Origin of the sequence: Streptomyces sp. NBC_00193, from assembly GCF_026342735.1 — a bacterium.
GTDB lineage: Bacteria > Actinomycetota > Actinomycetes > Streptomycetales > Streptomycetaceae > Streptomyces > Streptomyces stoeckheimensis.
Genome location: NZ_JAPEMM010000001.1, coordinates 4,949,539 through 4,970,808 on the forward strand (window position 1 = coordinate 4,949,539; position 21,270 = coordinate 4,970,808).

General features: G+C 70.5%; 20 protein-coding genes. 11 read left to right on the forward strand and 9 right to left on the reverse strand.

Going from position 1 to position 21,270, the window contains the following annotated elements:
• Positions 1-43: 43 nt before the first annotated feature.
• From secG to pgi, 3 genes are all read left to right on the forward strand, one after another.
• The gene (gene secG, locus OG898_RS22035) at positions 44-274 is read left to right on the forward strand and encodes a preprotein translocase subunit SecG (protein WP_243338594.1); all 231 of its coding nucleotides are present in this window, start codon (positions 44-46) and stop codon (positions 272-274) included.
• A 178-nt stretch (positions 275-452) separates the two neighbouring features.
• Entirely contained in the window at positions 453-788 is a 336-nt protein-coding gene (locus OG898_RS22040; RefSeq protein ID WP_007263454.1) for an RNA polymerase-binding protein RbpA, read from the forward strand.
• Between the two features lie 164 nt (positions 789-952).
• Complete coding sequence (pgi, locus tag OG898_RS22045; protein WP_250742346.1) at positions 953-2,605, forward strand: glucose-6-phosphate isomerase; 1,653 nt, start codon at positions 953-955, stop codon at positions 2,603-2,605.
• Positions 2,606-2,697: 92 nt separating this feature from the next.
• Here pgi and pgl read toward each other — a convergent pair whose 3' ends face one another.
• The 5 genes from pgl to tkt all read right to left on the reverse strand — a co-directional run bounded on the left by pgl (position 2,698) and on the right by tkt (position 9,548).
• Positions 2,698-3,480, reverse strand: coding sequence for a 6-phosphogluconolactonase (gene pgl, locus OG898_RS22050; RefSeq protein ID WP_250742322.1), 783 nt, complete (start codon positions 3,478-3,480; stop codon positions 2,698-2,700).
• A gap of 239 nt (positions 3,481-3,719) precedes the next feature.
• The gene (opcA, locus tag OG898_RS22055; RefSeq protein ID WP_266958820.1) at positions 3,720-4,775 is read right to left on the reverse strand and encodes a glucose-6-phosphate dehydrogenase assembly protein OpcA; all 1,056 of its coding nucleotides are present in this window, start codon (positions 4,773-4,775) and stop codon (positions 3,720-3,722) included.
• Positions 4,772-6,301 carry a glucose-6-phosphate dehydrogenase gene (gene zwf / locus OG898_RS22060; protein ID WP_250742320.1) on the reverse strand — a complete coding sequence of 510 codons (1,530 nt, stop codon included), beginning with the start codon at positions 6,299-6,301 and terminating at the stop codon, positions 4,772-4,774. The genes opcA and zwf overlap by 4 nt, the downstream gene beginning before the upstream one ends.
• Before the next feature lie 5 nt (positions 6,302-6,306).
• Entirely contained in the window at positions 6,307-7,425 is a 1,119-nt protein-coding gene (tal, locus tag OG898_RS22065; RefSeq protein ID WP_250742319.1) for a transaldolase, read from the reverse strand.
• Between the two features lie 35 nt (positions 7,426-7,460).
• Positions 7,461-9,548, reverse strand: a complete 2,088-nt coding sequence (gene tkt / locus OG898_RS22070; protein WP_250742318.1) for a transketolase — start codon at positions 9,546-9,548, stop codon at positions 7,461-7,463.
• Between the two features lie 268 nt (positions 9,549-9,816).
• On the opposite strand from tkt, the gene OG898_RS22075 reads away from it, so the two are divergent.
• From OG898_RS22075 to OG898_RS22085, 3 genes are all read left to right on the forward strand, one after another.
• Complete coding sequence (locus OG898_RS22075) at positions 9,817-10,764, forward strand: heme o synthase (protein ID WP_250742345.1); 948 nt, start codon at positions 9,817-9,819, stop codon at positions 10,762-10,764.
• Positions 10,765-10,844: 80 nt separating this feature from the next.
• On the forward strand, positions 10,845-11,195 hold the full coding sequence (locus OG898_RS22080; RefSeq protein WP_250742317.1) for a hypothetical protein: 351 nt from the start codon (positions 10,845-10,847) through the stop codon (positions 11,193-11,195).
• 141 nt (positions 11,196-11,336) lie between these two features.
• A complete protein-coding gene (locus OG898_RS22085; protein WP_266958823.1) occupies positions 11,337-12,446 on the forward strand; it encodes an amidohydrolase family protein in 1,110 nt (369 codons plus the stop codon).
• 57 nt (positions 12,447-12,503) lie between these two features.
• Here OG898_RS22085 and OG898_RS22090 read toward each other — a convergent pair whose 3' ends face one another.
• The 4 genes from OG898_RS22090 to OG898_RS22105 all read right to left on the reverse strand — a co-directional run bounded on the left by OG898_RS22090 (position 12,504) and on the right by OG898_RS22105 (position 16,496).
• A complete protein-coding gene (locus OG898_RS22090; RefSeq protein ID WP_266960375.1) occupies positions 12,504-13,472 on the reverse strand; it encodes a heme A synthase in 969 nt (322 codons plus the stop codon).
• 25 nt (positions 13,473-13,497) lie between these two features.
• Positions 13,498-14,634, reverse strand: a complete 1,137-nt coding sequence (locus OG898_RS22095) for a hypothetical protein (RefSeq protein WP_266958825.1) — start codon at positions 14,632-14,634, stop codon at positions 13,498-13,500.
• Between the two features lie 79 nt (positions 14,635-14,713).
• Positions 14,714-15,481, reverse strand: a complete 768-nt coding sequence (locus tag OG898_RS22100; RefSeq protein ID WP_266958826.1) for an ABC transporter permease — start codon at positions 15,479-15,481, stop codon at positions 14,714-14,716.
• An 88-nt stretch (positions 15,482-15,569) separates the two neighbouring features.
• The gene (locus tag OG898_RS22105) at positions 15,570-16,496 is read right to left on the reverse strand and encodes an ABC transporter ATP-binding protein (protein WP_250742313.1); all 927 of its coding nucleotides are present in this window, start codon (positions 16,494-16,496) and stop codon (positions 15,570-15,572) included.
• A gap of 133 nt (positions 16,497-16,629) precedes the next feature.
• Here OG898_RS22105 and OG898_RS22110 point away from each other — a divergent pair, with 133 nt between their 5' ends.
• The 5 genes from OG898_RS22110 to OG898_RS22130 all read left to right on the forward strand — a co-directional run bounded on the left by OG898_RS22110 (position 16,630) and on the right by OG898_RS22130 (position 21,269).
• Positions 16,630-17,421 (forward strand): formate/nitrite transporter family protein, encoded by a 792-nt coding sequence (locus tag OG898_RS22110; RefSeq protein WP_266958828.1) that lies wholly within the window; start codon positions 16,630-16,632, stop codon positions 17,419-17,421.
• Between the two features lie 119 nt (positions 17,422-17,540).
• On the forward strand, positions 17,541-18,302 hold the full coding sequence (locus OG898_RS22115; RefSeq protein ID WP_250742311.1) for a metalloregulator ArsR/SmtB family transcription factor: 762 nt from the start codon (positions 17,541-17,543) through the stop codon (positions 18,300-18,302).
• Positions 18,299-19,714, forward strand: a complete 1,416-nt coding sequence (gene sufB / locus OG898_RS22120; RefSeq protein WP_250742310.1) for a Fe-S cluster assembly protein SufB — start codon at positions 18,299-18,301, stop codon at positions 19,712-19,714. The genes OG898_RS22115 and sufB overlap by 4 nt, the downstream gene beginning before the upstream one ends.
• 59 nt (positions 19,715-19,773) lie before the next feature.
• Positions 19,774-20,952 (forward strand): Fe-S cluster assembly protein SufD, encoded by a 1,179-nt coding sequence (gene sufD, locus OG898_RS22125; RefSeq protein WP_250742309.1) that lies wholly within the window; start codon positions 19,774-19,776, stop codon positions 20,950-20,952.
• A complete protein-coding gene (locus OG898_RS22130; RefSeq protein ID WP_250742308.1) occupies positions 20,952-21,269 on the forward strand; it encodes a bifunctional 3-phenylpropionate/cinnamic acid dioxygenase ferredoxin subunit in 318 nt (105 codons plus the stop codon). Before sufD ends, OG898_RS22130 begins: the two co-directional genes overlap by 1 nt.
• Position 21,270 lies beyond the last annotated feature (1 nt).

The following is a 21,270-nucleotide window of genomic DNA, read 5'->3' on the forward strand; positions in this document are numbered from 1 at the left end:
CCTGAAAGCCAGTAAGCCAGGAAAGTAGGAATCAGCCGTGATTATGGGGTTCGAGATCGCCTTGGTCGTCTTCAGCGCCCTGCTGATGCTGCTCGTGCTGATGCACAAGGGCAAGGGCGGCGGTCTTTCCGACATGTTCGGCGGCGGTATGCAGTCGTCGGTCGGCGGCTCCTCGGTCGCGGAGCGCAACCTCGACCGCATCACCGTGGTGGTCGGTCTGCTCTGGTTCGCGTGCATCGTCGCACTCGGTCTGCTCATGAAGACGAGCAGCTGAACCGTTCTGGCCATTCCGCCGGTCCGGTCGGCTCCCCCCGGCCTATCATGAGGTCCGGCGTTCTTGTCTGGAATGGGTAACTCCATTCCTGGACGGGCGTTGGGCCTTACGTAGACTTGGGCGCCCGCGACGGAATCCACTCACGTTTCGCGGCACCATCACGCAGGGAGTTACGACCGTGGCAAGTGGCAACGCGATCCGTGGTAGTCGGGTCGGAGCGGGGCCGATGGGTGAGGCCGAGCGCGGCGAGTCCGCGCCCCGCCTGCGCATCTCCTTCTGGTGCTCGAACGGGCACGAGACGCAGCCGAGCTTCGCCAGCGACGCGCAGGTGCCGGACACCTGGGACTGCCCGCGCTGCGGGTTCCCGGCCGGCCAGGACCGGGACAACCCTCCCGCACCGCCGCGCACCGAGCCGTACAAGACGCACCTGGCGTACGTACGGGAGCGGCGGACCGACGCGGACGGCGAGGCGATCCTCGCCGAGGCGCTCGCCAAACTGCGCGGCGAGATCTGACGCGTTCCCACCGAACGACAGACTGACCAACATGGCATCCGGCCCGGCCCGCAGGAGTCTTCTCTCCTGCGGGCCGGGCCGCTTTGTGTCGGTTGTGCCCCTTCCCATCCCTTAGGTTGGAACCGGCGGGGCACGACAGGACAGGAAGTGGGTTGATGTCCGAGATGAACGCAGACAGCCGTACGAGGCTCAACCGGATGCCCGAGTGGGCCGCACTCGGCAAGCACCGGGACGAGCTGGGGCAGACGCATCTGCGGGAGCTGTTCGCGGCGGATCCGGGCCGGGGCACCGGCTACACCTTGCGGGTCGGGGACCTGCACATCGACTACTCGAAGCACCTCGTGAACGACGAGACGCTGACACTGCTGCGCGAACTGGCCGCGGCGACCGGCGTGGCCGAGCTGCGCGAGGCCATGTTCCGCGGCGAGAAGATCAACACGACCGAGGACCGGGCGGTCCTGCACACCGCGCTGCGCGCACCGGCCGACGCGGTCGTCGAGGTGGACGGCGAGAACGTCGTTCCCGGCGTCCACGCGGTCCTCGACAAGATGGCGGCCTTCGCCGACCGGGTCAGGTCGGGGGAGTGGACCGGCTCCACCGGCAAGCGCATCAAGAACGTCGTCAACGTGGGCATCGGCGGCTCCGACCTCGGTCCGGCGATGGCGTACGAGGCGCTGCGCGCCTTCTCGGACCGCGGCCTGACGGTCCGCTTCGTCTCCAACGTGGACGGCGCCGACCTCCACGAGGCCGTACGGGACCTGGATCCGGCCGAGACGCTGTTCATCATCGCGTCGAAGACCTTCACGACGATCGAGACCATCACCAACGCCACCTCGGCGCGGGAATGGCTGCTCGCGGGTGTCGGCGGCGACGAGGCGGCCGTGGCACGGCACTTCGTGGCGCTCTCCACCAACGAGGAGAAGGTCGCCGGGTTCGGCATCGACACGGCCAACATGTTCGAGTTCTGGGACTGGGTCGGCGGGCGCTACTCCTTCGACTCCGCGATCGGTCTGTCCCTGATGATCGCGATCGGTCCGGACGCGTTCCGGGAACTGCTCGGCGGATTCCACGCCATGGACGAGCACTTCCGCACGGCGCCCGCCGAGGAGAACGCCCCGCTGCTGCTGGGCCTGTTGGGGATCTGGTACGGGGCCTTCTTCGACGCGCAGTCGCACGCGGTGCTCCCGTACAGCCACTACCTCTCCCGGTTCACCGCGTACTTGCAGCAGCTGGACATGGAGTCCAACGGCAAGTCGGTGGACCGCGACGGCAACCCGGTGGACTGGCAGACCGGGCCGGTGGTGTGGGGCACGCCCGGCACCAACGGCCAGCACGCCTACTACCAGTTGATCCACCAGGGCACCAAGGTGATCCCGGCGGACTTCATCGGCTTCGCCCGTCCGGTGGGCGAACTGCCGCCGGCGCTGGCGGCCCAGCACGACCTGCTGATGGCGAACTTCTTCGCGCAGACGCAGGCGCTGGCCTTCGGCAAGACGGCGGACGAGGTCCGGGCGGAGGGCGTCGCCGAACCGCTCGTCCCGCACAAGACCTTCGCGGGCAACCACCCGACGACGACGATCCTGGCGACCGAGCTCACTCCGGCGGTCCTGGGCCAGCTGATCGCGCTCTACGAGCACAAGGTGTTCGTCCAGGGCGCGGTGTGGAACATCGACTCCTTCGACCAGTGGGGCGTGGAGCTCGGGAAGGTGCTGGCCAAGCGGATCGAGCCGGCGCTGACCGACGGCACGGACGTACCGGGCCTGGACGCGTCGACGCGCGCGCTGGTGTCCGCGTACCGCTCGCTGCGGGGCCGCTGACGGCAAACGGCGGCACACGCCGACACGCACCGGTGAACGCGGACAGGGCCCGCTCTCCTCGTGGAGGGCGGGCCCTGTCGTGTCCTACGGGGTCAGGCGGAGGCCGGCGGGTACATGGCCGGCGGGAGCTTCGCGGCCGCCGCGCGGTCGAGGAGCCACAGGGTGCGGGAGCGGCCGTACGCGGCGGCCGCCGGCGCCTGGACCTCGCCCGCTCCGCCCAGCGCGATCGCCACCGCTCCGGCCTTGTCCTCGCCGGCCGCCAGCAGCCAGACCTCGCGGGCCGCCCGGATCGCCGGGAGGGTGAGCGAGATGCGGGTCGGCGGCGGCTTGGGCGCGCCGTGGACGCCGACGACGGTGCGCTCGCTCTCGCGGGACGCCGGGTGCTCGGGGAAGAGCGAGGCCACGTGCGTGTCCGGGCCGACGCCCAGCATCAGGACGTCGAAGCGGGGGACCGGGCCGTGGTCCTCGGGGCGGGAGGCTTTGCGGAGCTCCTCCGCGTAGGAGGCGGCCGCCGCGTCCACGTCGTCCCCGTAGGGGCCGTCGGAGGCGGGCATGGCATGGACCCGGGCGGGGTCCACCGGGACGGCGTCCAGCAGGGCCTCACGGGCCTGTACGTGGTTGCGTTCGGGGTCGGCGGCGGGCACGTAGCGCTCGTCGCCCCACCACAGGTCGATCCGCGACCAGTCGACGGCGTCGCGGGCCGGGGCGGTGGCCAGCGCGGCGAGGAGGCCGTTGCCGTTGCGGCCGCCGGTGAGGACCACGGACGCGGTGCCGCGGGCCGCCTGTGCGTCCACGATCTTCGTGATCAGCCGGGCGGCCGCGGCCTGGGCCATCAGCTCCTTGTCCCGGTGGACGACGACCTGGGGAGTCGTCATACCCATGTGCTGCCGCCTTGTCGGTAGTTCTGCGTGCGGGTGCGGGTCCGGACGCCGCTGCGCGGGGCCTTCCCCCACCCCGCCCCTTCCCGAAACCGGGGCTCCGCCCCGGACCCCGGTCCTCAAACGCCGGACGGGCTGGAAATCCAGCCTCGCCGGCGTTTGAGGCGCGGGGTCTGGGGCGGAGCCCCAGGGAACGGTGGAAGGGCGGGTAGGGGACGGCTCCGCGCAGCGGTCCGTTACTTGGCCGCGGCCTTCTTGGCCGGCTTCGCCGGAGCGGGCTTCGCCGGAGCATCCGGCGCGGCCGGGGCCGCCTTGGCCGGGGCTTCCGCCTTCGCGGGGGCCGGCTTCGGCGACGCCGGTTCGGACGTCGGGGCCAGGCGGGCCACGCCGAACTTCAGCGAGGCCTCGTAGGTGTTGTCCGGGTCCAGGCGGCGGAGTTCCTCCGCCAGCAGCTCGGCCGTGTCGCGGCGCTTCAGGGCCACCGCACGGTCGGGCTGCCCCGGCATGCACAGCGTGGCCAGTGCCCCGTCCGCCCGGTCCAGGACGATCTCGCCGTCCTTGGTCTCCAGACGCACCGCGGTGAGCCCGGGGCCCGCCGAGGAGGTGCGCTTGACGGGGACCTGGAGCCGGTCCGCGAGCCACATCGCCAGCAGCTCGCAGCTCGGGTTGTCGTCCTCGCCCTCGACCGTCGCCGAGGACACCGAGTGGACCTGCTGGTCGAGCGCCGCCGCCAGCATGGAGCGCCACGGGGTGATCCGGGTCCAGGACAGGTCCGTGTCCCCGGGTGCGTACGCCGTCGCCCGGCTGCCGAGCGCCTCGATCGGATCCTCGGCGGAGTACGTGTCCGTGATCCGGCGCTGGCCGAGCGACCCCAGGGGATCGCCCGCCAGGTCCTGCGGAGCACCCTCCGGCCACCAGACGACGACGGGCGCGTCCGGGAGGAGGAGCGGGAGAACCACCGACTGGGCGTGGTCGACCAGTTCGCCGTGCAGGCGCAGGACAACCGTTTCGCCGGTGCCGGAGTCCGTCCCGACGCGGACTTCCGCGTCGAGACGGGCGTCGCGGCGGCTGCGCGGCGAGCGGCTGACCCGCTTGATGACGACGACGATCCGCGAAGGGTGTTCGCGGGACGCGTCGTTCGCCGACTTGAGCGCGTCGTACGCGTTCTCCTCGTCGGTCACGATCACCAGCGTGAGCACCATCCCGATGGCAGGCGTGCCGATGTCCCGGCGCGCCTGCACCAACGAGGCGTTGATCTTGCTGGAGTTGGTCTCCGTGAGATCGATCTTCATGGCCGGCGCCAGCTCCGTCCGTCTCGTGCGAGCATCTCGTCCGCCTCGACCGGCCCCCAGGTGCCCGACGGGTACTGCGCGGGCTTGCCGTGCGTGTCCCAGTACCGCTCGATCGGGTCGAGGATGTTCCAGGACAGCTCGACCTCCTGGTGGCGCGGGAACAGGTTCGCGTCACCCAGCAGCACGTCGAGGATCAGCCGCTCGTAGGCCTCGGGGCTCGACTCCGTGAAGGACTCGCCGTAGGCGAAGTCCATCGTCACGTCCCGGACCTCCATGGAGGTGCCCGGAACCTTGGAACCGAAGCGCACCGTGACGCCCTCGTCCGGCTGGACCCGGATGACCAGGGCGTTCTGCCCCAGCTCCTCGGTCGCGCCCGACTCGAACGGAAGGTACGGGGCCCGCTTGAAGACGACCGCGATCTCGGTCACCCGGCGGCCCAGGCGCTTGCCCGTCCGCAGGTAGAACGGGACGCCCGCCCAGCGGCGGTTGTTGATCTCCAGGCGGATGGCCGCGTAGGTGTCGGTCTTCGACTTGGGGTCGATGCCGTCCTCTTCGAGGTACCCGACGACCTTCTCGCCGCCCTGCCACGCCGCCGAGTACTGGCCGCGCACGGTGTGCTTGCCCAGGTCCTCGGGAAGCTCCACGGCGGTCAGCACCTTGAGCTTCTCGGCCACCAGCGCCTTGGGGTGGAAGGAGCCGGGCTCCTCCATCGCCGTGAGCGCCAGGAGCTGGAGCAGGTGGTTCTGGATGACGTCGCGGGCCGCGCCGATGCCGTCGTAGTAGCCGGCCCGGCCGCCGATACCGATGTCCTCGGCCATGGTGATCTGCACGTGGTCCACGTACGACCGGTTCCAGATCGGCTCGAACATCGTGTTGGCGAAGCGGAGCGCCAGGATGTTCTGGACGGTCTCCTTGCCCAGGTAGTGGTCGATCCGGAAGACCTCGTTGGGCGGGAAGACGTCGTGCACGAGCTGGTTGAGCTCCTGTGCACTGGTCAGGTCGTGCCCGAACGGCTTCTCGATGACCGCGCGCCGCCAGGAGCCCTCCTTCTGGTCCGCCAGCCCGTGCTTCTTGAGCTGGGCGACGACCTTGGGGAAGAACTTCGGCGGGACGGACAGGTAGAAGGCGAAGTTGCCGCCGGTGCCCTGCGCCTTGTCCAGCTCCTCGATCGTCGACTTCAGCGTCTCGAACGCCTGGTCGTCGTCGAAGTCGCCCTGGACGAAGCGGCAGCCCTGCACCAGCTGCTGCCAGACCTCTTCGCGGAAGGGCGTGCGGGCGTGCTGCTTGACCGCGTCGTGAACCTCCTGCGCGAAGTCCTCGTCCTGCCACTCACGTCGGGCGAAGCCGATCAGGGAGAAGCCCGGCGGGAGCAGCCCGCGGTTGGCGAGGTCGTAGACGGCAGGCATCAGCTTCTTGCGCGACAGGTCACCCGTAACGCCGAAAATGACCAGGCCGGACGGCCCCGCGATGCGCGGGAGCCGCCGGTCCTGTGCGTCACGAAGCGGGTTCGCTCCGTTTACAGACAAAGTGTTCAGGCCTCCGTGGGGGCGAGGCGCTCAAGCTCCGCCTCGGTCGACTTCAGCAGGTCGTTCCAGGACACCGCGAACTTCTCGACGCCCTCTTCTTCGAGCAGCTGCACCACATCGTCGTACGAAATGCCCAGCTTCGCGACCGCGGCGAGCTCGGCGCGCGACTGCTCGTACGTGCCGGAGATGGTGTCGCCCTCGACCACGCCGTGGTCGGCGGTGGCCTCGAGGGTGCCCTCGGGCATGGTGTTCACGGTGCCGGGGGCGACCAGGTCCACCACGTACAGGGTGTCCTTGTACGCCGGGTCCTTGACGCCGGTCGAGGCCCAGAGCGGACGCTGCTTGTTGGCGTGCGCCTTGTCCAGGGCGGCCCAGCGCTCGGTGGAGAAGACCTCTTCGTAGGCCTCGTAGGCCAGACGGGCGTTCGCGAGCGCCGCCTTGCCCTTGAGGGCCTTGGCCTCGTCGGTGCCGACGGCGTCCAGGCGCTTGTCGATCTCGGAGTCCACGCGGGACACGAAGAAGGAGGCGACCGAGTGGATCTTGGAGAGGTCCAGGCCCGCGGCCTTCGCCTTCTCCAGGCCCGCCAGGTACGCGTCCATGACCTCGCGGTAGCGCTCCAGCGAGAAGATCAGCGTGACGTTGACGCTGATGCCCTTGCCGATGACCTCGGTGATCGCCGGCAGGCCGGCCTTGGTCGCCGGGATCTTGATGAGCGTGTTCGGACGGTCCACCAGCCACGCGAGCTGCTTGGCCTCGGCGATGGTCGCCGGGGTGTTGTGGGCCAGGCGCGGGTCGACCTCGATCGAGACCCGGCCGTCCTGGCCCTCGGTCGCGTCGTAGACCGGGCGCAGGATGTCGGCGGCGTCACGGACGTCCGCCGTGGTGATCATGCGGATCGCCTCTTCGACGGTGACCTTGCGGGCGGCCAGGTCGGCGAGCTGCTGCCCGTACCCCTCGCCGCCGCTGATCGCCTTCTGGAAGATCGCCGGGTTGGTGGTGACACCGACCACGTGCTGCTGGTCGATGAGCTCGGCCAGGTTGCCGGACGTGATCCGCTTGCGGGACAGGTCGTCCAGCCAGATCGCCACGCCCTCGTCGGAAAGGCGCTTCAGTGCGTCTGTCATGGGAATTGCATCTCCTACTGGTCTGGGGGCGGGAGTCAGCGCGCGACGGCGGCGAGCGACTCGCGTGCGGCGGCGGTCACGGCTTCGGCGGTGAGGCCGAACTCGCGGTACAGGACGGCGCCGTCGGCCGAGGCACCGAAGTGCTCCAGCGAGACGATCCGGCCCGCGTCGCCGACGTAGCGGTGCCAGGTCAGACCGATGCCGGCCTCGACCGCGACACGCGCCTTGACCGAAGGCGGCAGGACGCTGTCCTTGTATTCCTGGGACTGCTCCTCGAACCACTCGACGGACGGCATCGAGACGACCCGCGCCGGGACGCCCTCGGCCTGCAGCGCCTCGCGCGCGGCGACGGCGAGCTGGACCTCGGAGCCGGTGCCGATGAGGACGACCTGGGCGTCGCCGCCCTCCGCCTCGAAGAGCACGTACCCGCCCTTGGCGGCGTCCTCGTTGCGCTCGTAGGTCGGCACGCCCTGGCGGGTGAGCGCCAGACCGTGCGGGGCGCCCTTGCCGAAGACCTTGGTGTGGCGCTTGAGGATCTCGCGCCAGGCGACGGCGGTCTCGTTCGCGTCGGCCGGGCGGACCACGTTCAGGCCCGGGATGGCGCGCAGCGAGGCGACGTGCTCGACCGGCTGGTGGGTCGGGCCGTCCTCGCCGAGGCCGATGGAGTCGTGCGTCCACACGTAGGTGACGGGCACGTGCATCAGCGCGGAGAGGCGCACGGCGTTGCGCATGTAGTCGGAGAACACCAGGAAGGTGCCGCCGTAGACGCGGGTGTGGCCGTGCAGGGCGATGCCGTTCATGGCCGCGGCCATGGCGTGCTCGCGGATGCCGAAGTGGATGGTGCGGCCGTACGGGTCGGCCTCCGGCAGCGGGTTGCCCACCGGCAGGAACGAGGAGTTCTTGTCGATGGTCGTGTTGTTGGAGCCGGCCAGGTCGGCCGAGCCGCCCCACAGCTCCGGGATGACCGCGCCGAGCGCTTCGAGGACCTTGCCCGAGGCGGCGCGGGTGGCGACGCCCTTGCCGGCCTCGAAGACGGGGAGCTTGTCCTCCCAGCCCGCGGGCAGCTCGTTGGCGTTGATGCGGTCGAACTCGGCGGCGCGCTCCGGGTTGGCGGTGCGCCAGGCGGAGAACTCCTTCTCCCACGCGGCGCGGGCCTCGCGGCCGCGGTCGCCGAGGGCGCGGGTGTGCGCGATGACCTCGTCGGAGACCTCGAAGGTCTGCTCCGGGTCGAAGCCGAGCACGCGCTTGGTGGCGGCGACCTCGTCGTTGCCGAGGGCCGAGCCGTGCGAGGCCTCGGTGCCCTGGGCGTGCGGGGCCGGCCAGGCGATGATCGAGCGGGCCGCGATGAAGGAGGGGCGCTCCGTCTCGGCCTTGGCGGCCTGCAGGGCGGCGAACAGCGCCTTCGGGTCGAGGTCGCCGTTCTCCTGCTGCGCGACACGCTGGACGTGCCAGCCGTACGCCTCGTAGCGCTGGAGGGTGTCCTCGGAGACGGCCGTCTCGGTGTCGCCCTCGATGGAGATGTGGTTGTCGTCCCACAGCAGCACCAGGTTGCCGAGCTTCTGGTGGCCTGCCAGCGCGGACGCCTCGTGGGAGATGCCCTCCTGGAGGCAGCCGTCGCCCGCGATCGCGTAGACCATGTGGTCGAAGGGGGAGGCGCCCGTGGGGGCCTCGGGGTCGAACAGGCCGCGCTCGTAGCGGGCGGCCATGGCCATGCCCACCGCGTTGGCGATGCCCTGGCCCAGCGGGCCGGTGGTGGTCTCGACGCCCGCGGTGTGGCCGTACTCCGGGTGGCCCGGGGTCTTCGAACCCCAGGTGCGGAAGGCCTTCAGGTCGTCCAGCTCGAGCCCGAACCCGCCGAGGTACAGCTGGGTGTAGAGGGTCAGCGAGGAGTGACCCGCGGAGAGCACGAAACGGTCGCGGCCGACCCACTCCGGGTCCGCCGGGTCGTGCCGCATCACCTTCTGGAAGAGGGTGTACGCGGCGGGGGCCAGGCTCATCGCCGTACCGGGGTGGCCGTTACCGACCTTCTGTACCGCGTCGGCGGCCAGGATCCGGGCGGTGTCGACAGCACGCTGGTCCAGTTCGGTCCAGTCGAGCTCTGTGGTCGTCGGCTTGGTGCTCACCGTGGGTCAGGGCTCCTCTCCACATGTCTAGTCCCGGTGACGAACGGTGCACCGGCGCGATTCCGAGCCTACCCCCGCCACAGCGTGCAGCTATTCGAGTACCCGCGGTCCACGCGTGACGTCTCAGCGCCGATCGGACCAACACGGGGCGACCCCCGCGCGGGACGAGCCAATGGCTACGTCTAGAGTGGCGTGGTACGCGCAAGCCTTTACGCGACCTTCATGTTTAAAAGGTTCACGTCGGAGCTTGCTGGATTCTCTGTCAGGGGTGTGCGTGACGGCCGTCGAATCCCGTCCAGCGGGGGTGCTCGGGACGAGCCCCAACCACCGGCCGTTCGGGGCCCGGGCCATGGCTTTCGTGGCACTGACCAAGCCGCGGATCATCGAGCTTCTGCTCATCACGACCGTGCCGGTGATGTTCCTCGCCGAGCAGGGCGTGCCTTCGCTGTGGCTGGTCCTCGCCACCTGCTTCGGCGGTTATCTGTCCGCGGGCGGCGCCAACGCGCTGAACATGTACATCGACCGCGACATCGACGCGCTGATGGACCGGACCTCGGGACGCCCGCTGGTGACCGGCATGGTCAGCCCGCGGGAGTGCCTGGTCTTCGGCATCACGCTGGGGATCGCGTCCACCCTGTTCTTCGGGCTGCTGATCAACTGGCTGTCGGCCGCGCTCGCGCTCGGCGCGCTCCTCTTCTATGTCGTCGTCTACACGATGCTGTTGAAGCGGCGCACCTCCCAGAACATCGTCTGGGGCGGCATCGCGGGCTGCATGCCGGTGCTCATCGGCTGGTCGGCCGTGAAGAACGAGGTCTCCTGGGCCGCGGTCATCCTCTTCCTCGTCATCTTCTTCTGGACGCCGCCGCACTACTGGCCGCTGTCGATGAAGGTGAAGGACGACTACGCGCGGGTCGGCGTGCCGATGCTGCCGGTCGTCGCGGGCAACAAGGCCGTGGCCAAGCAGATCGTCCTCTACAGCTGGGTGATGGTGGCGGTCTCGCTGCTGCTGACCCCGCTGGGGTACACCGGCTGGTTCTACACCTCGGTCGCCCTGGTGGCCGGCGGCTGGTGGCTGTGGGAGGCGCACGGGCTCAACGCGCGCGCCAAGTCGGGCGTGACGGGCGCGAAGCTCAAGGAGATGCGGCTGTTCCACTGGTCGATCACCTACGTGTCGCTGCTGTTCGTGGCCGTCGCGGTGGATCCCTTCCTCCGTTGATCCTTCAGCGGTGATCCGCGCCGGTGATCCTTCAGCGGTGAACCTTCCTCCGCTCGTTACCGGCCGGTAGCATGCCCTTCATGGCAGACACCGAGGAGACCGCCGCCACGGCGGACAAGAAGCAGGACCGTACGGCCGCGAAGCTGGCCAAGCAGATCGGCGCGTTCGCCAAGCAGCACGGCGGCGCCGAGGGCCACCTCGCGCACATCGGCCAGGCGGGCACCCGGATCGTCCTCGTCGGCACCGACGGCGAGTGGGGCGACCTGGTGGCCCCTGCGTACGACACCGCGCGGCTCGCGGCGGAGAAGGCCGGGCTGACCCTCCACGAGGAGTTCGACGGCGAGTTCGCCGCGCGGGTGCGGACGGGGCCGTACGAGTGGTCCCGGATGGCCGGCATGCAGCTCGGCGGAACCGCGAATCCCGCGGCCTGACCCGGTCGATCTTGGCTTGATCATTGGCTTGATCGTTTCCGCGTCACCCGCTCGGTCAACAGCGCGAGCAACACCTCACACCCCGCTCACCCGTTAGGACGTGTGGAAGCCCCTTCCTCACGTCCGCAACGGGATGCCCGGATGATCGAAACGCCGCCCCTGGTGGACCAGTACTGCCAGGGAGTGCTCCGCACGGAGCTGGGCCTCGCCACCTTCGAGGCCCAGCTGATCCCCTCGGCCGGCCCGCCCGCCGCCGGCACCACCTTCTTCGACACCCAGACCGGCTTCGCCGTGCGCCGCTGGTGCCCGCCGCTGCTCGGGCTCGAACCGCACTGCGCCCCCGTCCGCTACCTCGCCCGGCGGCGCGAGCTCGGCGCCGCCGAGTCGGCCCGCCGACTGCTGCGCGGCTGCGGGGTCGGCGCCCGGCTCGTCGACACCGGGCTGCCCGGGGACCTCACCGGGCCCAAGGAACTGGCCCTGGCGGGCGGTGCGGAGGCCTTCGAGCTGGTGCGGCCGGAGCTGCTGGCCGAGCAGGCGGCGGACACCTCGGGGACCGTGGCCGCCTTCCTGGCCAACCTCGCGGGGGCGGTCCATCACGCCGCCGCCGGGGCCGTGGCCTTCACCTGCGGTGCCGGGGAGGCGGGTCGCGCCTGGACGGCGGCGCTCGAAGCCGCGCCCGAGCCGCCCGGTCCGGGCGAAGTGCGGGGTGCGGCCGGGCGCTGGCTGGCCGCGCGCGCCAAGGGCGGGGCCGTACGGGATCCCGTACTCCTGCGGCACCTGGCGTGGAGCGCGGTGTCCTCGGGGCTGCCGCTCCAGCTGCACACGGGCGCGGAGTCGGGGGCGCCGGAGCGGCTGACCGGGTTCGTACGGGCGACCGAGGGCCTGGGTGCGCGGCTGGTCCTGATCGGCGGGTACCCCCAGCACCGGCAGGCCGCACGGCTGGCCGCGGCCTTCCCGCACGTCCACGCCGACCTCGGCGCGGCGCTGGGGCCCACGGGGGCGCGGGCGGCCGCCGTGCTGGCGGAATGCCTGGAGACCGCGCCCTTCGGAAAGCTGATGTTCTCCGGCGGCGGACGGCAACTGCCCGAACTGCACGCCGTGGGCGCGCTGGCCTTCCGGGAGTCGCTCGGCCGGGTGCTCGGCGGCTGGGTCGCCGACGGCTCCTGGTCCTGGCGGGACGCGGAGCGGGTGGCGGCGATGGTCGCGGCGGGCAACGCCCGCCGCGTCTACCGGCTGGACGAACGGGGCTGACGCCCGGAGGGGCGCCCGGTGGACACCGGAAGGGGCGCCCGGTGGACGTCCGGTGGGTCAGACCGCGGCGAGCCGGGCGTCGTTCTGCGCGGGGATCCCGGCCTGCTCGGCCGGACGCTCGCGCAGGCTCAGGGCCACCCGGACCACCGAGATCCACACCAGGCAGGAGCCGAGCATGTGGGCCGCCACGAGGGCCTCGGGCACGTCGGTGAAGTACTGGACGTAGCCGATGGCGCCCTGGGCGAGCAGCACGATCAGCAGGTCGCGGGCGCGCGCCCGGGTGTCCACGGGGGCGTCGACCACGCGCAGCACCAGCCACATCGCCACGGCGAGCGCGCACACCACCCAGGCGGAGATCGCGTGGACGTGGGCGGTGGCCGACCAGTCGAAGGGCATCCGCCGGATCTCGCTGCTGTCGCCGGCGTGCGGGCCGGAACCGGTGACCACCGTGCCCGCCGCGATCAGCACGACGGTGGCCGCGAGCAGCGCCCAGGAGAGCTTGCGCACCGGAGCGGGCACGCGCGGCCGGGCCGGGCCGTCACCCTCGCGGGTGCGCTGCCAGGTGATCGTCGTCACGGTGATCAGCGAGGTGGCGAGCATGAAGTGCCCGGCCACGCTGTAGGGGTTGAGGCCCGTCAGGACGGTGATGCCGCCGAGGACCGCGTTGCCCATCACGATGGCGAACTGGAGCCAGCCGAGCCGGGTCAGCGAGCGGCGCCACGGCGTGGCGCAGCGGGCGGCGGTGATCGCCCAGCCAACGGCCGCGCAGAGCACGTACGTCAGCATGCGGTTGCCGAACTCGATGGCGCCGTGGAAGCCCTGCTCCTGGGTCACGATCAGGCTGTCGTCGGTGCACTTGGGCCAGGTGTCGCAGCCGAGACCGGATCCGGTCAGCCGCACCGCGCCGCCGGTGACGACGATGACGACGCTCATGAGCACCGCTGCGAGCGCGGCCCGCTGGACGGTCCGGGGTGACGGCGTCCAGCGGCGGGCGAGATATGCGAGGGGGGTCAACACGGCGTTTATCGTACGCGGACACTTGTGCAAAGTTTCACGAGGGGGTGGCGGCCACTCCGTCGGGGCCGAGGGCCAGGCGGAACCGGGCCCCGGCCGGGTCGCCTTCCGCATGCCACCACACGCGGACCCGCCAATGCGCGCCCTCGCCCGGGTAGTCGGCCGAGGCCGCGAAGCCGCGTACCAATTCGGCCCCTACCTCCTCTGCTGTCCTGTTCCTCACTTCCGCCCCGCTGTGCCAGGGATGTGGCCGTACGTTCCACAGTCCGTCGGAGCCGCGGACCTCGACGCGCCACACCGCGATCCAGGGGGTCACCTCCAGCATCGTGTGGACCTGGTCGGCCTCCAGGCCCAGCCGGGCGGCGATCTCCGCCTCGGGCACGCCCTGGATGCGGGCGGCCACCACGGCCTGGGGCAGCAGCCGTTCGGGCAGCAGCCCGCGCGTGCGCAGGCCGGACAGCGAAGCGAAGGACAGGAAGCGCAGCCGCAGTTCGAGCTGGCGGCCGATGTGGTCCAGGGCCTCCTCGGCCTCCTGCGACTCGTCGGAGCCGGGATCGGCGAGCAGCAGCCGCCGGAAGGAGCCCTCCGCGTCGACCGCCCAGGCCACGGACTCCTCGGCCAGGCCCAGCTCCGCGAGCCGGTCGCCGAGGAACACCTTCGCCTGCGCGAGGCCTCGCTGATTGACCGGATCCTCCTGGTCCAGGGCCGCCCAGACCTCCACCGCGCCGTGCGTCACGTCCCGGGCCCGCTCGCCGGCGGCCCGCTCCATGGCGCTCGGGCCGCTCTCGGAGCCGGGGCCCAGCGGGTGCTTCGGCAGCCGCTCCCCGTCGCTCAGGGGCCAGGACAGCCAGACCCCCTGGTTGATCAGGCCCCGGGCGTACCAGCGGGCGTACTCGGCTGCGTGCCCGGCCGCCTGCTGCGAGAACCGCAGCCCCTCCTCGATGGCGGCCAGGGCCCCGGCCCGGTCCCCGTCGGCGAACCGGCGGGCCGCCAGGTCGCCGAGGCGCAGACCCAGCCGGGCCGCGCACTCGGCGTCGGTGCGGGCCGGCTCGCGCAGGGCTCCGATCAGCTCGGCCAGCAGGGCGTCGGCCTCCGCGGGCTCCGCGTGCGCCGCGCCCGACCGGATCCGTGCCCACTGTTCGTCCAGCCGCAGAACGGCCTCCCGCTGCGCCATGCCGCCCCCCGGCGTCTGTGGTGCGCTCCCCTGTGGAGGCGACCATCCTCCTGCGGGGGCAACGCTCGGGGGAAGGGATTCACTCCCAGCGGAAGAACCTTCCGGCCGCGCCCAGACCGAGTACGGCCCAGGCCGCCAGGATCGCCACGTCGCCCCAGGGCAGCGCGGCCCCGTGCTGGAGCACCTCGCGCAGCCCGTTCGAGAGGGCGGAGATCGGGAGCAGGCCGAGGACGGACTGGACCGCGCCGGGGAACTTGTCCATCGGCACGATCACCCCGCCGCCGACCAGGAGCAGCAGGAAGACCAGGTTGGCGGCGGCCAGGGTGGCCTCCGCCCTGAGGGTGCCGGCCATCAGCAGGCCGAGCCCGGAGAAGGCCGCGGTGCCGAGCAGGACCAGCGCGGCGACGGACAGCGGGTTGCCGTGCGGGGACCAGCCCAGGGCGAAGGCGATCACCGTCAGCAGCGCGATCTGCAGCACCTCGGTGACCAGCACGGACAGCGTCTTGGCGGCCATCAGCGCCCAGCGCGGCAGCGGGGAGGCCCCGAGCCGCTTGAGGACCCCGTAGCGCCGGTCGAAGCCGGTGGCGATGGCCTGGCCGGTGAAGGCGGTGGACATGACGGCCAGCGCCAGGATTCCGGGGGCGAGGAAGTCCACGGACTTGCCGGCGCCGACATCGATGATGTCGACCGCCGAGAAGAGTACGAGCAGCAGCGCCGGGATGATCACGGTCAGCAGGAGCTGCTCCCCGTTGCGCAGCAGCATCCGGGTCTCCAGCGCGGTCTGCGCCAGGATCATGCGGGACACGGGCGCGGCCCCCGGGCGGGGGGTGAACGTACCGGCGCTCATGCGCGCAGCTCCTTACCGGTGAGCTCCAGGCTGTGCCTTCCCGGGGGACAACCCCCGGACCCCCGGCGAGGGTCGGTGGCGATCGGCGTCATGAACGCAGCTCCTTACCGGTGAGCTCCAGAAAAACGTCTTCGAGGGTGTGCCGCTCCACCGAGAGGCTGTCGGGCATCACCCCGTGCTGCGCGCACCAGGAGGCGACGGTGGCCAGCAGCTGGGGGTCGACGTCGCCGGTGACCCGGTAGACGCCGGGGAGGAGCTCGGCGGCCTGGGTGCCGTCGGGCAGGGCCTTCAGCAGCGAGGCGAGGTCGAGGGAGGGGCGGCCGGTGAAGCGCAGGGTGTTCTCGGCGCCGCCGCGGCACAGCGCCTCGGGGGTGCCGTGGGCGATGACCTTGCCGGCGTCGACGATGGCGACCTCGTCCGCGAGCTGCTCGGCCTCGTCCATGTGGTGGGTGGTGAGCACGACCGAGACCCCGTCGGCGCGCAGTTCCCGTACGAGTTCCCAGGTCGCGCGGCGGGCCTGCGGGTCGAGGCCGGCGGTCGGCTCGTCCAGGAAGACCAGCTCGGGGCGGCCGACGACGGCCATGGCGAGGGCCAGGCGCTGCTGCTGGCCGCCGGAGAGCCGGCGGTAGGCGGTGCGGCCGCAGCCGCCGAGGCCGAGGCGTTCCACCAGGGTGGGCACGTCCAGGGGGTCGGCGTAGAGCTTGGCCATGTGGCGCAGCATCTCGACGGCCCGGGCGCCGGAGTAGACGCCGCCGGACTGCAGCATCACGCCGATGCGCGGGCGCAGGGACTCGGCCTGCGCGACGGGGTCGAGGCCGAGGACGCGGACGGAGCCGGCGTCGGGGCGGCGGTAGCCCTCGCAGGTTTCCACAGTGGTCGTTTTGCCCGCGCCGTTGGGACCAAGGACTGCGGTGACCGAGGCCCTCCGGACGGTGAGGTCCAGGCCGTCCACCGCGGTTTTGGGGCCGTACCGCTTCACCAGTCCGCGGATTTCCACGGCGGGGTCGTTGCTCATGGGAAGTGAGTCTACGGAGCCGCGGGAGGTGACCGGGGTGGGGTCGTAGGTCCCGCCCCCGAAGGGTCACGGACCTGCGCATTCGTGACTTTTTCGTCCGTTCGGGAGCGGGGCCGGGGCCTAACGTCGAATGGTGAACAGCATCGCTCAGAACGTCGAAGCCACCTCGGGGCAGGCCGAGCACAAGGCCCATGACCTCGGGCATCCGCCGCGCTACTTCGTCTCGGCGATGCTCGCGGGCGCCTACATCGCCGTCGGCGAGGTGCTGCTCCTGGTCGCGATCTCCCCGTTCGTGGCCAAGGGTTCGCCGGCCGTGAAACTGCTGGAGGGTGCGGTCTTCCCGATCGCCCTGACCATCGTGATGTTCGCCGGCGCCCAGCTCTTCACCAGCAATGTGATGGTCATGCTGGTCGGCGCGCTGTCCGGGCGGACCGGCCCCAGGGACCTGATCCTGTCCTGGACGCTCTCCCTGGCCGGGAACCTGGTCGGAGCCTTCGCCTTCGGGGCCATGGTGCACGCCTCGGGGGTGGCTTCCTCGCCCTCGGCGCGGACCATGCTCACCGAGATGGTGCACGGGAAGATGGCGCTGAGCGGCGGGCAGCTGTTCTGGCGCGCGGTGCTCTGCAACATGCTGGTCTGCCTGGCCATCTGGATGTTCACCCGGGCCCGCGGCGATGCCGCCAAGATTTTCGTCCTGTGGCTGCCGGTGGCCGTTTTCGTCGCCGTCGGATTCGAACACTGTGTAGCGAACATGGCTGTTTTCAGCCTCGCGATCCTGGATGGCTCAGCCGGATTCGGTGATCTTTTCCGGAATCTGATGTTCACCGTGCCGGGGAACGTCGTGGGCGGGGGATTGCTGGTCGGAGCCGTTTATTGGTTCACCGGCGGGGCCCTGCGCGAGAGCGGAGCGTCGACTTCCGTATAACGCTCCGTGGATAAATAAGGTAACCCTTAGTGATGGAGGCCACCAGAGGTGGCCTCCATCACGGCTTGTCGGGGCGCGACTAATTACGCAACAATGGCGTTGTGAAATACGGCGAACGGATGAGCGAGGCCCCCCAGGGCGAACTCGCGACCGGGGAGCGGTCAACCCGCAACCGGGTCGCGCGGTCGATCCTGGACCACGGTCCCTCCACCGTCGCCGACCTCGCCCAGCGCCTCGGCCTCACCCAGGCCGCCGTTCGCCGCCACCTCGACACGCTCGTCGCCGACGACGTGGTCGAACCCCGTGAGCAGCGCGTGTACGGTGCGCGGACCCGAGGCCGGCCCGCCAAGGTCTTCGCGCTGACCGACTGCGGTCGTGACGCCTTCGACCAGTCCTACGACTCGCTCGCCGCCGACGCCATGCGCTGGATCGCGCAGGTCGCCGGGGGCGGGGAGCAGGGCGAGGCGGCCGTGGCCGCCTTCGCGAAGGCGAGGCTCACGGCGCAGGCCGAGACCTACCGCGAAGCCGTGGAAGCGGCCGACCCGGCGCAGCGCACCGAGGCCCTTGCCAGGGCGTTGACCGGAGACGGGTACGCTGCTACGGCGAAGAGCGCTCCCGGTCCGCACAGCGGTGAACAGCTCTGCCAGCACCACTGCCCGGTCGCACACGTCGCCGAGCAGTTCCCGCAGCTCTGCGAGGCGGAGACCGAGGTCTTCTCCCGATTGCTCGGGACGCACGTGCAGCGTCTCGCCACGATCGCCCACGGCGACGGGGTGTGCACGACGTTCATTCCACGCAGTGGGAACGGCGTCGGTGCCACAGACGCCACACAGACCGACACATCAGTATCTGCAAGTACGGCCGGGAGGAACCCCGCATGACCACGGAGACTGCTCACCCTGAGCTCGATGGCCTGGGCACCTACGAATACGGATGGGCCGACTCCGACGCGGCCGGTGCGGTCGCCAAGCGGGGCCTGTCCGAGGAGGTCGTCCGCGACATCTCGGCGAAGAAGTCCGAGCCGGAGTGGATGCTGAACCTCCGTCTCAAGGGCCTCAAGCTGTTCGGCAAGAAGCCCATGCCCAACTGGGGTTCCGACCTCTCGGGCATCGACTTCGACAACATCAAGTACTTCGTGCGTTCCACCGAGAAGCAGGCTGCTTCGTGGGAGGAACTGCCGGAGGACATCAAGAACACGTACGACAAGCTCGGCATCCCGGAGGCGGAGAAGCAGCGCCTCGTCGCCGGTGTCGCGGCCCAGTACGAGTCCGAGGTCGTCTACCACCAGATCCGTGAGGACCTGGAGGAGCAGGGCGTCATCTTCCTCGACACGGACACCGCGCTCAAGGAGCACCCGGAGCTCTTCCAGGAGTACTTCGGCACGGTCATCCCGGTCGGCGACAACAAGTTCGCCTCGCTGAACACCGCCGTGTGGTCGGGCGGCTCGTTCATCTACGTCCCCAAGGGCGTCAAGGTGGACATCCCGCTCCAGGCCTACTTCCGTATCAACACGGAGAACATGGGCCAGTTCGAGCGGACGCTGATCATCGTCGACGAGGACGCCTACGTCCACTACGTCGAGGGCTGCACCGCCCCGATCTACTCCTCGGACTCGCTGCACAGCGCCGTGGTCGAGATCATCGTGAAGAAGGGCGGCCGCTGCCGCTACACGACGATCCAGAACTGGTCGAACAACGTCTACAACCTGGTCACCAAGCGCGCCGTGGCGTACGAGGGCGCGACCATGGAGTGGATCGACGGCAACATCGGTTCCAAGGTCACCATGAAGTACCCGGCCGTCTACCTGATGGGCGAGCACGCCAAGGGCGAGACGCTCTCCATCGCCTTCGCGGGCGAGGGCCAGCACCAGGACGCCGGCTCCAAGATGGTCCACATGGCGCCGAACACCTCCTCCAACATCGTCTCGAAGTCGGTGGCCCGTGGTGGCGGCCGCACCTCGTACCGCGGTCTGGTCGAGATCGGCGAAGGCGCCCACGGCTCCAAGTCCAACGTGCTGTGCGACGCGCTCCTGGTCGACACCATCTCCCGCTCGGACACCTACCCCTACGTGGACGTCCGCGAGGACGACGTGTCGATGGGCCACGAGGCGACCGTCTCCAAGGTCTCCGACGACCAGCTCTTCTACCTGATGAGCCGCGGTCTGACGGAGTTCGAGGCCATGGCGATGATCGTGCGCGGCTTCGTCGAGCCGATCGCCCGTGAGCTGCCGATGGAGTACGCGCTGGAGCTGAACCGGCTGATCGAGCTGCAGATGGAAGGCTCGGTCGGTTAGTCCCGGCCCGCCAGACGTCCCGCAGCAGATTCTTTAAGGAAGAGAGCAACACGACAGCCATGGCTGAGGCTCAGAACATTCCGGCGGGTTCCACCACCGCCGGCGCGATCGCGGTGGCCGCCGAGTCCACCGTCGCCACCCGGATGAGTGCCCCCCCGTCCTTCGACGTGGCGGACTTCCCCGTGCCCAACGGGCGCGAGGAGGAGTGGCGCTTCACGCCGCTCGCCCGCCTCAAGGGCCTGCACGACGGCACCGCGGTCGCCAACGGCACCATGAAGGCCCAGATCGACGCGCCCGACGTGGTCACGATCGAGTCCGTCGAGCGCGGCGACGCGCGCATCGGCAAGGCCGGCACCCCGGTGGACCGGATCGCCGCCCAGGCGTTCTCGTCCTTCGCCAAGGCCACGGTCGTGACCGTGCCCAAGGAGGCGGTCCTCACCGAGCCCGTGCGCGTCACGCTGCACGGCGAGGGCGGCACCACCTTCGGTCACACCGTCTTCGACGTGCAGGCCTTCGCCGAGGCCGTCATCGTCATCGACCACACCGGTGACGGCGTGCGCGCCGCCAACGTGGACTTCCTCGTCGGCGACGGCGCCAAGCTCACCGTGGTCTCCGTGCAGGACTGGGACGACACCGCCGTCCACTGCTCCCAGCACAACGCCCTGGTCGGCCGCGACGCGACCTTCAAGTCGATCGTGGTCACCTTCGGCGGCGACGTCGTCCGCCTGCACCCGCGCGTGAACTACGCCGGTCCCGGCGGCGAGGCCGAGCTCTTCGGCCTGTACTTCACGGACGCCGGTCAGCACCAGGAGCACCGCCTCCTGGTCGACCACAAGGCCCCGCACTGCAAGTCGAACGTGGTCTACAAGGGCGCGCTCCAGGGCCAGGACGCCCACGCCGTCTGGATCGGTGACGTGCTCATCGAGAAGACCGCCGAGGGCACCGACACCTACGAGATGAACCGCAACCTCGTCCTCACGGACGGCGCGCGGGTCGACTCGGTGCCGAACCTGGAGATCGAGACCGGCGAGATCGTCGGCGCCGGCCACGCCTCCGCCACCGGTCGTTTCGACGACGAGCAGCTCTTCTACCTCCAGGCCCGAGGCATCCCGGCCGACGAGGCCCGCCGCCTGGTCGTGCGCGGCTTCTTCGGTGAGCTCGTGCAGCAGATCGGTGTCCCCGACATCGAGGAGCGCCTGCTCGCGAAGATCGAAACCGAGCTTCAGGGTTCCGTCTGATGACCTATGTCAAGGCCTGTGCGCTGAGCGAGCTGGAGGAGAACGCCCCCAAGCGGGTCGAACTCGACGGCACGCCGGTGTCGATCGTCCGCGCCGAGGGTGAGGTGTTCGCGATCAACGACATCTGCTCGCACGCGAACGTCTCCCTCTCGGAGGGCGAGGTCGAAGACTGCATGATCGAGTGCTGGCTGCACGGCTCGGCCTTCGACCTGCGCACGGGCAAGCCGTCCGGTCTGCCCGCGACGCGCCCCGTCCCCGTATACCCCGTAAAGATCGAAGGAGACGACGTGCTCGTCTCCCTCACCCAGGAGTCCTGAG